We start from the raw sequence: 13,838 nt of genomic DNA on the forward strand, positions 1-13,838 counted from the left end.
ATGGCAATACTTGATGTAAATACATTGTCTATTTCGTTCGGCGGCCTTCGTGCAGTTGATAATTTTAATATCACTATCGAAAAAGGACAGCTTTATGGACTGATCGGACCGAACGGCGCCGGTAAGACAACTGTTTTTAACCTTCTGACGGGTGTTTACAAACCTACAGAAGGAATTATCCGCCTGGATGGAGAAGACATCACAGGCAAAAGTACGATTGAGATCAACAAGGCCGGAATTGCCAGAACCTTCCAGAATATCCGCCTGTTTAAGGATATGCCGGTTCTCGACAATGTAAAAGTCGGTCTTCATAACCATCATCCCTATTCTACTCTTACAGGAATCCTGAGACTTCCGAAATATTATAAGGTGGAAAAAGAGATGGATGAGCGTGCCATGGAAATCCTGAAAGTATTTGATCTGGACAAAGAAGCAGAATATCTGGCAGGAAATCTTCCTTATGGCAAGCAGCGTAAACTGGAAATTGCCAGAGCGCTTGCAACGGATCCGAAGCTGCTGCTTCTGGATGAGCCGGCAGCAGGCATGAACCCTAATGAGACTCAGGAGCTGATGGACACCATCCGTTTTGTGAGAGATCATTTTGACATGACGATTCTTCTGATTGAGCATGATATGAAACTGGTAGGCGGAATCTGTGAGGAACTGACTGTTCTGAACTTCGGTCAGGTTCTGACACAGGGCAAGACTGCTGAGGTACTGAAAGATCCGGCAGTAGTAACTGCATATCTGGGTGAATAGGAGGAATCGGAACTATGGCAATGTTAGAGGTAAAAGATTTACACGTGTATTACGGCGTGATTCAGGCATTGAAGGGGATTTCCTTTGAAGTCAACCAGGGTGAGGTTATCGCTCTGATCGGTGCCAACGGTGCCGGAAAAACAACGACGCTGCACACACTTACCGGACTGATTCCGGCGAAACAGGGTACCATTACTTTTGAGGGAAAAGACATTACCAGAATGCCTGCCCACAAGATCGTGCAGATGGGAATTGCTCATGTGCCGGAAGGACGAAGAGTTTTTTCTCAGCTGAGTGTTTATGAAAATCTGATTATGGGTGCCTATACCCGCAAAGATAAAAATGAGATTGCAGAAAGTCTGGCGAATGTTTACAAGCGTTTTCCGCGCCTTGAGGAACGTAAGAATCAGAGAGCCGGTACATTATCCGGCGGCGAGCAGCAGATGCTTGCCATGGGCCGTGCTCTTATGAGTAAGCCGAGAATCATTGTTATGGATGAGCCTTCTATGGGTCTGTCACCGATTTTCGTAAATGAGATTTTTGATATTATTCAAAAAGTCAGCGAAAGCGGTACCACAGTTCTTCTGGTAGAACAGAATGCAAAGAAAGCTCTGACCATTGCAGATAGAGCTTATGTTCTGGAAACCGGCAAAATTTCTCTGTCCGGTAAAGCAGAAGATCTTCTGCATGACGAATCTGTCCAGAAAGCATATCTGGGAGAATAGGAGGCAAATATGGAGAATGTTGTCATTACCATTGCGCGTGAATATGGAAGCGGCGGACGGACCATCGGCGGAATGCTTTCCAAAAAACTGGGAATCCACTATTATGACAAGGATATTATTCGGCTGGCTTCAGAAGACAGCGGAATTCATGAGAGACTGTTTGGCCGTGTAGACGAGTATTCCAGTGTCAGACCGCCAATTTTCGGAAAGAGCGGTGTTTATACGGGAGAACTGATTCCTCCTCAGAGTAAGGATTTTACATCTGATGAGAATCTGTTTACCTATCAGGCAAAAACGATCAAGGAGCTTGCTGCAAAAGAATCCTGTGTGATCATTGGCCGCTGCGGTAATTTTATCCTGGATAAAGACCATTATCCGAATGTTCTCCGCGTGTTTGTTCATGCTTCCTGGGAATTCCGTATGCAGGAATCCGCAAAAAAGCTGAGCAAGACAACAAGAGAAATCGAAAAGTTTCTGGAAAAAGATGATAAGCGCAAGAAAGAGTACTGCAAACGTTTCACCGGTCACGACTGGACAGATCCGTCATTCTATGATCTGTACCTGGATACCGGAGTTCTTGGATACGAAGGATGTATTGCGGAAATAGAAAAGGCTTATCATGAGCTTGCTGCAAAATAAAAGAAATCATGTATGCACCGGAATCTGCCGAGGAGGCGGTTTTCGGTGCATTTTTATTACAGGAAAGAGATCCTGTCGGAGAACCATTAAATTAAAGAGATCCTGTCGGAGAACCATTAAATTAAAGAGCTCCTGCCGGAGAACCATTAAATAAAAAAACAGCTGTCGGGACAGTCCGTTTAATTTAAAAAAGCCCTCCGGGCTGGATCACACTGCGGCGGAGAGGAAATATATTGCTAAAGCAATCCGCCGCAGGCGGAGAATCCTGCAAAGCAGGATTCCTTCTTGAGTTATATGAAAGTTATATAGAAAAGGATTTGCCTGTCTTGAGATACAAAATGCCATCTTCAGGAGATAAAAAAGTATTGTTTTTCATATATTTGGAAGTAAGAGAGTATCTTAGATGACTGGTAATGAAAGTATGAGCAATGGAAAAAAGATTCTGGCTATTTTCCTGGCAGCAGTTGTGCTGTCAGTACCTTTTCGCAGTAAAGAAGTGAGATTGACGGCAGCCCGCGCTATAGCCGGGGAAGGGATGCTGCGGCTGGTGGAGGCATCCATGGAACATCCGAGAGTAGCACTGACTTTTGATGACGGACCAAGTGCCAAATATACGCCCCTGCTTCTGGAAGGACTGAAAGAAAGAGGAGTTCAGGCAACCTTTTTTATTATGGGAAAAAATATCCAGGGAAATGAGGAACTGATCAGGCAGATGCAGGAGGAGGGGCACCTGATCGGAAATCATACGTATAATCATGTACAGCTGAACAAAATTCCAAGGGAACTGGCGTGTGAAGAAATCCAGAAGACAAACAACGAACTTTATGAGGTAACCGGAATCTATCCATCCTATATCCGTCCGCCATTCGGAGCATGGCAGGAAAATCTGGAACTCTGTGTAACGATGCTGCCCGTGTTTTGGGATGTGGATACCCTTGACTGGAAGAGTAAAAATGTGAATTCGATTTTGAAAATTGTACAGAACGAAGTGAAGGACGGATCCATTATCCTGATGCATGATGAATATGAGACTTCTGTGGATGCGGCACTGAAAGTGGTGGATATGCTGAAGAAGCAGGGATATGAATTTGTGACGGTGGATGAGATGATTGTGACGTGAAGGGGTGTGGGGGAAAGCAGGGGTGGGAGCATTGGTATTCCCCGTCCCTATCGGTCCCCCGCTCTTGCTTTCTGTCTTGTAATAGAAAAGGTTTGATGTTAAGATAAGGATGAAAAATAATGCTGTGCATGGAGTATTTTCAAACACGATCCAGCATGGACAATAACACTGTACAGGGATTGACGATTATGTCTGTTATGAGAAAGATATTCCCTGGCTGAGTAAGCATGAGACAGAATTTCTGACAGGAGATACAAATATGGATTTATTTGAATATGCAAAATCGAGGACAATGGAGAAAGAATCGCCTCTGGCATCCAGACTGAGGCCTGCGACTCTTGAGGAAGTGGTGGGGCAGAAGCATATTGTCGGGAAAGATAAACTGCTTTACCGGGCGATCAAAGCGGATAAACTGACATCCGTTATTTTTTACGGACCGCCCGGAACCGGCAAAACAACTCTGGCAAAAGTAATTGCCAATACCACCAGCGCCAATTTTACCCAGATCAATGCGACGGTAGCAGGCAAAAAAGATATGGAGGCTGTGGTAAAACAGGCTCAGGATGATCGGGGAATGTATGGAAAGAAAACGATTCTGTTCATTGATGAGATCCACCGTTTCAATAAGGGCCAGCAGGATTATCTTCTTCCGTTTGTGGAGGACGGTACTATTATTCTGATCGGTGCCACTACGGAGAATCCGTATTTTGAAGTGAATGGGGCTCTTCTTTCCAGATCCATTGTATTTGAACTGAAAGCACTGGAGAAGGATGAAATCAGAGAGCTGATTTTAAGAGCGGTAAATGACAGGGAAAAGGGTATGGGAAGTTATGGCGCGGTGATTGAGGAAGATGCTCTGGAATTTCTGGCGGATATGGCCGGAGGGGATGCCAGAAGCGCTCTGAATGCCATAGAACTGGGTATTCTTACCACACCCAAAGATTCTGACGGTAAGATACATATTACGCTGGATGTGGCTTCTGAGTGCATTCAGAAGCGTGTAGTGCGCTATGACAAGCAGGGAGATAATCATTACGATATTATTTCCGCGTTTATCAAAAGTATGCGGGGATCTGATCCGGATGCGGCGGTCTATTATCTTGCGAAGATGCTGTATGCGGGAGAAGATGTGAAATTCATCGCAAGACGTATCATGATTCTTGCGTCAGAAGACATTGGCAATGCAGATCCTCAGGCACTCTGTGTGGCAGTGGCAGCTGCTCAGGCAGTGGAAAGGGTGGGGATGCCGGAATCACAGATCATACTGTCTCAGGCAGCCGCATACATGGCCTGTGCTCCTAAGAGCAATACAGCGGTGAATGCGATATCTGCAGCTATGGAATCTGTGAAGAAAACCAGAACGACGGTCCCGGTACATTTGCAGGATGCTCATTACGGAGGACACGAAAAGCTTGGACATGGCATCGGATATAAATATGCGCATAATTATCCGAATCATTATGTAGAACAGCAGTATCTGCCGACGGAGATACTTGGAGAAAAGTTTTATGAACTGAGCGATATGGGATACGAGAAGACTCTGAAGGAACATATGAAGAAAATAAAAGGGTGAATACCGTGGCGTGGACCATTGGGGACGAAGACGATTGGGATCGGGGGCAGACAAATGGGGACGTGAGAAAGTGAATTTTTAAAGCCACTTTCTCACGTCCCCATTGATTTCCTTTTGCTATGAAGGGACTCAAAAATCACTATTTCCCGATAGCCCCTTCACAGAAGTTCCTCCATGATTGCTGCATAAACATCCTGGCTCTTTCTTGACCAGTTGCGGGCAATTTCCCTGGCGGCTTCTTTATTCGGAGCGGAAATACTCAGATCCAGAAGAGACGTATTTTTTTCAATCAGCTGACAACGGACAGCGTAACCGCCCTGAGGGGTTTCGTAATAGTCAGCCGGGGTCATAATGCGTTTTGGTTTCTGACTGCGAATTTCCTGAAGATACTCCTGTACTTCGCGGCGGATATCGGAAGAGAGATCATTTTCAAAGTAACTGAGTGTATTTCCGCCTTCCGTTGTAATGCGATAATAGGATGTGTTGGAAATCGTTTGCATTTCCAGAAGTCTGGCATCGACCAGTTCAGAAATCGACTGCTGAAGATGAAAATAATTGGTGTATTCTTTTTCCAGAATAAACTCGGAAAGCTGAGAATTAGTCAGAGGTTTTTCTGAATTCTGCAGCATATAAAGTACGATCAGTTTGTAAGTTGTGAATGGTGTTGCCATAATTACCTCCTTTTCTGGAGCGCTTTTCCCTGAAAACTGCCTCGTTCTTTCATTCGGTGATGCACAAGATTGAGGACTTCCCTCTTGCGGCTTGCCCAGAGCGGAGCAATCAGCAGATCACTGGGGCCATCACCGGTCATACGGTGAATCACAATGGAAGGATCCAGATGCTCCAGACAGTCAATCAGCAAATCAAGATAATCATCCCGGTCAAGTACCTGGAACACTCCTCTGGCATACTCTTCGGCCAGATCTGTTCCTGCAAGCACATGGAGCAGCTGAAGTTTGATACCCTGGATATCCATGTGATTCAAATAATCCATGGTTGCAAGCATGTCCTGGCTGTTTTCTCCGGGAAGACCGAGAATGGTGTGAACAATCACATCCAAATGCCGTGCGCGGAGGTTTCTGACTGCCTGCTCAAAACAGGAAAGCGGATAGCCTCTGCGGATATACTGTGCAGTCTTTTCGTGAATGGTCTGCAGTCCAAGTTCTACCCATACCGGTTTCTCACGGCTCAGGGAATCCAGAAGTGCAAGAACATCCGGACCGAGGCAATCCGGCCGGGTTCCAATGGAAAGAGCCACGATGGAAGGATGCCGGAGAGCCTCTGTAAAAATCTTCCGAAGATAGTCAACAGGGGCGTAGGTGTTGGTATAAGCCTGAAAATAAGCAATATATTTCCGAATGGGACGTTTGGCACTGAGCAGGGCAATCTGGCTGTTGATCTGTTCCGTAATGGATAGAGAAGCATCTGCCGCAAAATCACCGCTGCCTCCCGCGCTGCAGAAGATGCAGCCCCGTCTGCCGATTTTACCGTCCCGGTTGGGACAGGTCATGCCGCCGTTTAACGTCACTTTGTACACTTTTTCGCCGAAGCGTTCGCGAAGCATGAAGTCCAGAGAATGATAGGGCTTTTCGTTCCATCTGACGGGACATGAACCGGCAGGGTTTTCATAAGGATATTCCGGTGCCTGATGCATTATGCCTGTTCCTCATGATTTTCCAGAAGATCAGGATTTTCTGTGTTATCGGCATCTTCTTCCTTCGGGATATAGTTATCAAAAATTTTCACGAAGAAATTGGAATTGCAGTATGCAATCGTAGCAAAACCAAGCATGATGAACAGCATCAGAATCGTGGATAAAATCGAAGTATTTGGAATGAACCAGATGGCGATCGGTATTGCGGAAATAACCAGCATCAGTATGGTATACGGAAGATGGCGGATCGACATCAGAAATGCATTGACAAATGTATTCCGAATACTGTTATAAAACTTGGATAAAACCGGATAAATGTAAAGGAAAATCATCAGGTACAGCAGCATGAAAGCAATGAAGATTACATGAAGCACCTGACCGACAGTACCTTCCAGCTGATTCACAATCCGGAGATCCAGAACCAGAAGAAGAGCAGTTACCAGCATGATCAGATTGATGATCGTTGCCTGTTTGAAGTTTTCCTTGAAAGACTTGAAGAAACTCTTTACGATGTAGGATTCTTCGTTTCGCACCATCTTCAGAGTGACATAAAACATTGCGGTAATGGAAGCCCCCACTGTAACAATAGGGAGACAGCATACCAGGCAAAGCAGATTGAGGATGATCAGGTCGGCAATCTTGCCCATAAATACAAAGAATTTATTGTCCATATTAAACAAACGGTCCATAATAATTACTTCCTTTCTTTTTATCGTTCATTTGTATTTGCGTATAAGTATTAGTATAGCGAAATAGCACAAAAAAAGCAATTTGAAAATGGATTCTGTTATAAAAAATTTCTTTGAGTTATGAAGCATCTCTGCTATAATGAAATTGGAGGAAATTTTCATGAAAAACAGAAAACAGATCAATAAAGAAGTTTGGCTTATGGTTCTGTCCCTGCTCATTGCAGCGTTGTTTATTTTTATCATGATCACCTATTACAAAAGAATCATGGAGGATGCAGGAGTCACAGCAGAAGAAGTCAACCATGAATACAGATATCATTATGAAATGATCGTAGACAGCCGGAATCTGACTTTCTGGAACGCGGTTTATGAAAATGCCGGAGAAAAAGCTCTTGAGCATGATGCGATTCTGGAAATGAAAGGAATCGAAAGTGCGGAGAATTATTCGAAGTCTGATTATATGGATATGTGTATTGCCGCACAGGTGGATGGAATTATTCTGGAATACAACGGGGAAGAAGGCCTTCAGGATAAGATCGATGAAGCGGTGGAAAAGGGAATTCCGGTGGTGACCATTGTCAATGATGCCCCGAAGAGCCTGCGACAGTCATTTGTGGGAATCAATGATTATCAGCTTGGACAGGCATATGGGGCTGAGGTGGCGAAATTGGTGGATCCTGATACCAGAAGTGTGCTGGTGCTTCTGAACCGGGTACAGGAGCTTGGTCAGAATCAGCTTTATGCACAGATCAACAGTGCCGTGGAGAATGTCGGTCAGAACCACAGAATCAGAATACAATCCGAAAATATCATGTCTCAGAGCCAGTTTGATACGGAAGAAGTAATCCGGAGTATTTTCCAGTCAGAGGAAGGACCGCCGCAGATTCTGGTCTGTCTGGATGAAGTGACAACAGAATGTGCTTATCAGGCAATGATCGATTATAATATGGTAGGAGAAGTGAAAATTATCGGTTATTATACATCCAAAACGATTATGGATGCTGTCGGGAAGGGCCTGATCCCGGTGACAATCAGCATGGATGTGGAGCAGATCGGAACATACAGTATCGAAGCACTTACAGAGTACTGGGAAGTGGGCAGAGCGAATTCCTATTATACTGTGGATCTGAACGTGATAACCGAAGACAGCAGCAGGAAACAGGAGAACTGACATGGAGAAAAAACGATTTCGATGGAAGGATTTTCCGCTGGCAGTGAAGGTGCTCTGTCAGGTGGGAATGATTGCGCTGATTCTGTTTGTTACCAATCTGCTGATGTACTGGCAGGTCAATAAAACCATGCAGAGACTGGACAGTATCTATGCCAGTAATGTGAACCTGACGGAGCTGGCAGAATCGCTGGAATCTGTGCAGACGGGAATGTACAATTACCTTACTGTAAAAACATCGGATTCTCTGGAGAGTTATTACCGGAATGAGGAACAGTACAAAAAACTTCTGGAACAGCTCAATGACAGGCCAATGGATAATCCGGTCAAACTTCTGGAAAAGAATATCCGCAAAATGTCGGAGACCTATCTGGAATATACAGCGGAAACAGTTCTTGCCAAACGAGGCCGAAACGTGGAAAAATATAAAACTTCCTATGCGGAAGCTCTGCAGATGTACCGGTATTTGAATTCTTGTATTTCTGACCTGAATGTCCTGCAGTTTAAGAATAATTCATCCAGTTACCGGACGCTTCAGAATTCCATCCGCTATATTGAAGTCGGCAGTCTTGTGATGCTGGTTCTGATGATGGGAGTCTGTATTCTGATGCTGTTTTATATGGTAAGAGGAGTTGTGGCACCGCTTACAGGACTGGCTGCCACGGCAAACCTGGTAGGACAGGCGAATTTTAATGTAAAAATGCCCCAGACAGATGCACAGGATGAGGTGGGAGTCGTGACCAGGGCTTTTAATACCATGGTTTCCAGTCTGGAAGAATATATGAAACTGACAAAAGAAAACATGGAAAAAGAACAGGCCATGGTAGAGCGCGAGCTTCTCATGGAGGCTCATCTCAAAGAGGCCCAGCTGAAATATCTTCAGTCACAGATCAACCCGCATTTTCTTTTTAATTCCCTGAATGCCGGTGCCCAGCTTGCGATGATGGAGGACGCGGAAAAAACCTGCATTTTTGTGGAACGTATGGCGGAGTTTTTCCGTTATAATGTAAAAAAAGGCAGTGAAGATGCAACGTTGAGGGAAGAAGTAGAGGCTGTAGAGAACTATATTTACATACTAAATGTGCGGTTTGCGGGAGATATCCATTATACCACAGACGTAGATGAGTCTGTGCTGGAGTGCAGGGTGCCAAGTATGATCCTGCAGCCCATTGTGGAAAATGCGGTAAATCACGGTATCCGGAATATTGAATGGGAAGGTTCGATTCATCTCCTGATACAGCAGGAGGGAACGGATATCCGAATCAGTGTGATCGATAATGGAAAGGGCATTGCGAAAGAGCGGATCGGGCAGATTTTAAGCGGCGAGCTAAGAACAGAGGAGAATCCCGGAGATTCGACAGGGATAGGAATGCATAATGTGATCAGCAGACTGGAATTGTACTACAAACAGAAAAATCTGCTGACCATCAAAAGTCCGGGTGAAAATCAGGGAACAGAGGTAACGATTACCATCCCTTACAGGGAGACGGAGGAGACATGTATCGGATATTGATTGCAGATGATGAAGGGATTATGCTGGAATCTCTTAAAAATATCATCAACAGTAATTTTGGAAGTGAATGTGAGATCGCCTGTGCAAAAACAGGCAGGGCTGTGGTGGAACAGGCGGAATCTTTTCGCCCGGATATCGCTTTTGTGGATATTCAGATGCCTGGGTTAAGCGGAATTCAGGCTATGAAAGAAATCCGCAAATTTAATCCGGGGATGATTTTTATTGTGATCACTGCGTATGATAAATTTCATTATGCGCAGGAGGCCATTAATCTGGGTGTTATGGAGTATCTCACCAAGCCGGTGAACAAAAAGAAAATCCTGGAAGTCTGCATGAAGGCCATGAGGCAGGTAGATGAAGCACGGCAGAAACGAAGTGACGACCTGAAGATCCGGGAAAAACTGGAAACAATTCTTCCGATCATAGAGTCTGGTTACATTTATAATGTTCTTTTACAGGATGATTTCCATACCTATGAGAATAATTACCGGGAATTGCTGAGTATTGAGGAAAAATACGGCTTTATGGCAGTTGTGGAGTTTGGTGACAGCATTGAAGACGGAATTCTCACCAATGCAGTGGGAGCAAGTGTTCGTGCCAGCAAATTTTATCCGGAATTTCGTGAGATTGCCAAGGGATTTTTTGAATGTCTGGTAGGACCTGTGATGGGAAACCGTATTGTGCTTCTGGTTCCTCACGAAAAGGATTGTGTGGAATATGAGGAGCGTGTGGAAATTCTTACCCGTATGCGAAATATGCTGCACAAACTGGAAAGCCGCATAGACAGCAAATTCCGCGGAGGTATCGGAAGAGTCAGGGCTCTGGAAGAAGTTAAGGAATCGTATACAGAAGCTCTCCGGGCACTCAGAGAGAGCAGCAGTCATGTTGTACATATCAATGACATTCCCATTGTCCAGGGCTATGACGGAGAATACCCCATGGAACTGGAGAATCGTTATGTGCAGAGAACCATGGAAGCAGATTATGCGGGCTCTTCAGAAGCAGCGAATCGTTTCTTTGACTGGATGCTGGAGAACTACAGCGATTACCGGGAAGATATTGAGATTAAGGTTCTGGAGCTTGTCATGCGTGTGGAACAGAATGCCTTTTTCAGAGGCGGGATGAAATATGGGTTCCGCTATCGTGAGAATTATCTGAAAGAAATCCAGTCAAGCAGTGATTATAAAGCACTTCGAACCTGGTTCCTTAGAAAGACCGAAGAGGTCTGCAGGGGGATGGCCACCACAAAAGCAAAGGAATCCGAGTCTGTTGTTGCAAAAGCGAAAGCATATATTGATGAGAATTATCAGAAGGATATTTCGCTGGATGAGGTATCCAGACTGGTAGATATCAGTCCTTATTATTTCAGCAAGCTGTTTAAGCAGGAGCAGGGAGAAAATTTTATTGAATATCTGACCAGGATCAGGATGCAGAATGCACGTCAGCTTTTGATGAATCAGAATTACAGTATTAAGGAAATCTGTGCCATGTGCGGTTACAGTGATCCGAATTATTTCAGCAGAATTTTTAAGAAATATGAAGGTGTGACACCCAGGGAATATCGGGAAAGGTTGGGATGAAAATGAAAAAGTGGATCAAAATCACCGGTATCATCAGCTTGTTTTTGTGCGTGTCCATGATGCTTTGTGCCTGCGGAAAACAGGAGGAAGAACTGGAAAGCGTGACGGAAAGTACAGAGCAGTCGGATCCGGATGCAGTAAAAATCGGAGTCAGTTTTGATTCTTTTGTGATTGAACGCTGGATCCGTGACAGGGATATACTTGTATCGACTGCAAAAGAACTGGGTGCGGAAGTGAACGTACAGAATGCCAATGGAAGCGTAGAGGAGCAGATTGCCCAGATCGAGTATCTGATCGATAAAGAGGTAGATGTGCTCATTGTGATCGCCTGTGACTGCAGTGCCCTTTCCCATGTAATGAATCTTGCCTCACTGGCAGGAATCAAAACGATCTCCTATGACCGTCTGATCCTGAACGCAGATACGGATCTTTATGTATCTTTTAATAATAAAGGTGTTGGTGAACTGATGGGAGAGGCTCTGATCGAGTCTGTTCCGGAAGGCGGAGAGATTTTTATGATTCAGGGGCCTGAGGAAGACAATAATGTGCAGATGGTACGGGAAGGTTTTGAGGAGAAACTTGAGAACAGTAATCTTCAGGTGGTGTACCGGGCAGGCTGTGATGGCTGGGTTGCAGAGCAGGCTGTGGATTATCTGGAAGAGGCACTGGAACAGTATCCGGATGTGAAGGGTATCATGTGCGGAAATGATGATATCGCATCACAGGTAGTCCGTGTCCTTTCTGAGCATCGTCTTGCCGGGCAGGTTCATGTGGTCGGACAGGACGGGGATCTGGCTGCATGTCAGCGAATTGTGGAAGGCACCCAGACGATGACTGTGTTCAAATCTGTGGAAACACTTGCAAAAGCTACTGCAAGATATGCTGTGAAAATGGCCAAAGGAGAGGAACTGGAACGGATCAACAGCAGCATCAATGATGGTACGAATGATATTCCTTTCTGTATGCTCCAGCCCGTTGCTGTAACGAAGGACAATATGGATGAGATTATTATTGATGGAGGAGTTCATTCAGAAGAAGATGTTTATCTGAATGTACCAAAAAGATAAACAAAAATCGAAAAAATACATGTAATATATACAAAAGTCAATAGGAAATTTTTGTGACAAAAATGTCTTGCTTTATGCAGGGCATTTTTTATGTTTCTGAAAAATGTCCGATAATTTGGCAACTAAGTCCTGTAGGTGTTATGCTACAATAACATCATCAAGAACGGAGTACTGATACAGTACAAAAAAGAAACGGAGGATTCAAAATGAAAAGAAAATTGTTTGTAGCTACTCTTTGTGCATCTATGGTAGCTGGTATGGTGGCAGCACCTGCAGCAGTAAAAGCTGAAGAAAGCAAAGGACTGATCGGCGTTGCAATGCCTACTCAGGATCTTCAGAGATGGAATCAGGACGGCGAGAATATGAAAAAAGAACTGGAAGAAAAAGGCTACGAAGTAGACCTCCAGTATGCAGGAAACGATGTTGCAACACAGGTTTCTCAGATTGAGAATATGATCGCAAACGGTGATCAGCTTCTGGTTATCGCTTCCATCGAGGGTGATTCTCTCGGAACAGTTCTTGCACAGGCAAAAGAAGCAGAGATTCCGGTTATTTCCTATGACCGTCTGATCATGAACACCGATGCTGTTTCTTACTATGCAACATTTGATAACTATCTTGTCGGAAAAACTCAGGGACAGTTCCTGGTAGATGCTCTGGATCTGGACAATCAGGACGGACCATTCAATATTGAATTTGTAACAGGTGACCCTGGTGACAACAACGTAAACTTCTTCTTCGGCGGAGCTATGGATGTTCTTCAGCCATACATTGATGCAGGCAAACTGGTTTGCCCATCCGGACAGATGACAAAAGATGAAGTTGCTACTGCAAACTGGGCAACAGAAACTGCACAGGCTAGATTTGAAAACATTCTTTCTTCCTATTATGCAGACGGAACAAACCTTGACGCTGTTCTTGCTTCCAACGACTCTACCGCACTTGGTGTAGAAAACGCTCTGGCAGCAAACTATACAGGCGAATATCCGATCATCACCGGTCAGGACTGCGATATTGCAAATATGCCGAACATCATTGCCGGCAAACAGGCGATGTCCGTATTCAAAGATACCCGTACACTGGCATCCAAGGTTGTTGAAATGGTTGACGCTGTCATGCAGGGCGGCGAAGCTCCTGTAAACGATACCGAAACTTATGACAACGGCACAGGCGTTATCCCGTCTTACCTTTGCGAGCCGGTTGCAGTAACCGTTGATAACTACAAAGAGATGCTTGTTGATTCCGGATATTATACAGAAGATCAGTTACAGTAATCTGAATATCATCGTATAAAATCTGTTCTGTAAAATGTTCTGCACAGGCGGGCCGGCGCGCCCGCCTGTTGCTGTGA

General features: G+C 44.7%; 13 protein-coding genes. 10 read left to right on the forward strand and 3 right to left on the reverse strand.

The annotated features are described in order from the left end of the window. From ACTNEW_RS09725 to ACTNEW_RS09745, 5 genes are all read left to right on the forward strand, one after another. Positions 1-759, forward strand: coding sequence for an ABC transporter ATP-binding protein (locus ACTNEW_RS09725; protein ID WP_441060373.1), 759 nt, complete (start codon positions 1-3; stop codon positions 757-759). Between the two features lie 14 nt (positions 760-773). Beyond that, positions 774-1,484 (forward strand): ABC transporter ATP-binding protein, encoded by a 711-nt coding sequence (locus ACTNEW_RS09730; protein WP_441060375.1) that lies wholly within the window; start codon positions 774-776, stop codon positions 1,482-1,484. Positions 1,485-1,493: 9 nt separating this feature from the next. Next, the gene (locus ACTNEW_RS09735; protein WP_441060377.1) at positions 1,494-2,123 is read left to right on the forward strand and encodes an AAA family ATPase; all 630 of its coding nucleotides are present in this window, start codon (positions 1,494-1,496) and stop codon (positions 2,121-2,123) included. Between the two features lie 403 nt (positions 2,124-2,526). After that, the gene (locus tag ACTNEW_RS09740) at positions 2,527-3,243 is read left to right on the forward strand and encodes a polysaccharide deacetylase family protein (protein ID WP_441060379.1); all 717 of its coding nucleotides are present in this window, start codon (positions 2,527-2,529) and stop codon (positions 3,241-3,243) included. Between the two features lie 259 nt (positions 3,244-3,502). After that, complete coding sequence (locus ACTNEW_RS09745) at positions 3,503-4,816, forward strand: replication-associated recombination protein A (protein WP_441060381.1); 1,314 nt, start codon at positions 3,503-3,505, stop codon at positions 4,814-4,816. Positions 4,817-4,974: 158 nt separating this feature from the next. On the opposite strand, the gene ACTNEW_RS09750 is transcribed toward ACTNEW_RS09745, so the two are convergent. The 3 genes from ACTNEW_RS09750 to ACTNEW_RS09760 are packed head-to-tail and all read right to left on the reverse strand — an operon-like array spanning position 4,975 to position 7,159. Beyond that, positions 4,975-5,487 (reverse strand): DUF4364 family protein, encoded by a 513-nt coding sequence (locus ACTNEW_RS09750; protein WP_441060383.1) that lies wholly within the window; start codon positions 5,485-5,487, stop codon positions 4,975-4,977. Between the two features lie 2 nt (positions 5,488-5,489). Continuing rightward, the gene (locus ACTNEW_RS09755; RefSeq protein ID WP_441060385.1) at positions 5,490-6,470 is read right to left on the reverse strand and encodes a TIGR01212 family radical SAM protein; all 981 of its coding nucleotides are present in this window, start codon (positions 6,468-6,470) and stop codon (positions 5,490-5,492) included. Then, positions 6,470-7,159 (reverse strand): YesL family protein, encoded by a 690-nt coding sequence (locus ACTNEW_RS09760; protein WP_441060387.1) that lies wholly within the window; start codon positions 7,157-7,159, stop codon positions 6,470-6,472. The genes ACTNEW_RS09755 and ACTNEW_RS09760 overlap by 1 nt, the downstream gene beginning before the upstream one ends. 160 nt (positions 7,160-7,319) lie before the next feature. Between ACTNEW_RS09760 and ACTNEW_RS09765 the strand changes: the two genes are divergently transcribed. From ACTNEW_RS09765 to chvE, 5 genes are all read left to right on the forward strand, one after another. Further along, complete coding sequence (locus tag ACTNEW_RS09765; RefSeq protein ID WP_441060389.1) at positions 7,320-8,330, forward strand: substrate-binding domain-containing protein; 1,011 nt, start codon at positions 7,320-7,322, stop codon at positions 8,328-8,330. A 1-nt stretch (position 8,331) separates the two neighbouring features. Next, positions 8,332-9,840, forward strand: a complete 1,509-nt coding sequence (locus ACTNEW_RS09770) for a histidine kinase (protein WP_441060391.1) — start codon at positions 8,332-8,334, stop codon at positions 9,838-9,840. Then, complete coding sequence (locus ACTNEW_RS09775; protein WP_441060393.1) at positions 9,825-11,420, forward strand: response regulator; 1,596 nt, start codon at positions 9,825-9,827, stop codon at positions 11,418-11,420. The genes ACTNEW_RS09770 and ACTNEW_RS09775 overlap by 16 nt, the downstream gene beginning before the upstream one ends. Next, a complete protein-coding gene (locus ACTNEW_RS09780) occupies positions 11,417-12,487 on the forward strand; it encodes a sugar ABC transporter substrate-binding protein (RefSeq protein WP_441060395.1) in 1,071 nt (356 codons plus the stop codon). The genes ACTNEW_RS09775 and ACTNEW_RS09780 overlap by 4 nt, the downstream gene beginning before the upstream one ends. 206 nt (positions 12,488-12,693) lie before the next feature. After that, entirely contained in the window at positions 12,694-13,761 is a 1,068-nt protein-coding gene (chvE, locus tag ACTNEW_RS09785; RefSeq protein ID WP_441060397.1) for a multiple monosaccharide ABC transporter substrate-binding protein, read from the forward strand. The last annotated feature ends 77 nt before the right edge of the window (positions 13,762-13,838 follow it).

The sequence above is a fragment of the Blautia sp. HCP3S3_G3 genome, from assembly GCF_052063365.1.
GTDB lineage: Bacteria > Bacillota > Clostridia > Lachnospirales > Lachnospiraceae > Blautia_A.

What these genes read in the sequence shown, in the direction of transcription:
- ACTNEW_RS09780 (WP_441060395.1), top strand. Translation starts at nt 11,417, where the DNA reads ATGAAAATGAAAAAGTGGATCAAAATCACCGGTATCATCAGCTTGTTT.
- ACTNEW_RS09745 (WP_441060381.1), top strand. Translation starts at nt 3,503, where the DNA reads ATGGATTTATTTGAATATGCAAAATCGAGGACAATGGAGAAAGAATCG.
- ACTNEW_RS09750 (WP_441060383.1), bottom strand. Translation starts at nt 5,487, where the DNA reads ATGGCAACACCATTCACAACTTACAAACTGATCGTACTTTATATGCTG.
- ACTNEW_RS09770 (WP_441060391.1), top strand. Translation starts at nt 8,332, where the DNA reads ATGGAGAAAAAACGATTTCGATGGAAGGATTTTCCGCTGGCAGTGAAG.
- ACTNEW_RS09775 (WP_441060393.1), top strand. Translation starts at nt 9,825, where the DNA reads ATGTATCGGATATTGATTGCAGATGATGAAGGGATTATGCTGGAATCT.
- ACTNEW_RS09740 (WP_441060379.1), top strand. Translation starts at nt 2,527, where the DNA reads ATGACTGGTAATGAAAGTATGAGCAATGGAAAAAAGATTCTGGCTATT.
- ACTNEW_RS09735 (WP_441060377.1), top strand. Translation starts at nt 1,494, where the DNA reads ATGGAGAATGTTGTCATTACCATTGCGCGTGAATATGGAAGCGGCGGA.
- ACTNEW_RS09730 (WP_441060375.1), top strand. Translation starts at nt 774, where the DNA reads ATGGCAATGTTAGAGGTAAAAGATTTACACGTGTATTACGGCGTGATT.
- chvE (WP_441060397.1), top strand. Translation starts at nt 12,694, where the DNA reads ATGAAAAGAAAATTGTTTGTAGCTACTCTTTGTGCATCTATGGTAGCT.
- ACTNEW_RS09725 (WP_441060373.1), top strand. Translation starts at nt 1, where the DNA reads ATGGCAATACTTGATGTAAATACATTGTCTATTTCGTTCGGCGGCCTT.
- ACTNEW_RS09760 (WP_441060387.1), bottom strand. Translation starts at nt 7,159, where the DNA reads ATGGACCGTTTGTTTAATATGGACAATAAATTCTTTGTATTTATGGGC.
- ACTNEW_RS09755 (WP_441060385.1), bottom strand. Translation starts at nt 6,470, where the DNA reads ATGCATCAGGCACCGGAATATCCTTATGAAAACCCTGCCGGTTCATGT.
- ACTNEW_RS09765 (WP_441060389.1), top strand. Translation starts at nt 7,320, where the DNA reads ATGAAAAACAGAAAACAGATCAATAAAGAAGTTTGGCTTATGGTTCTG.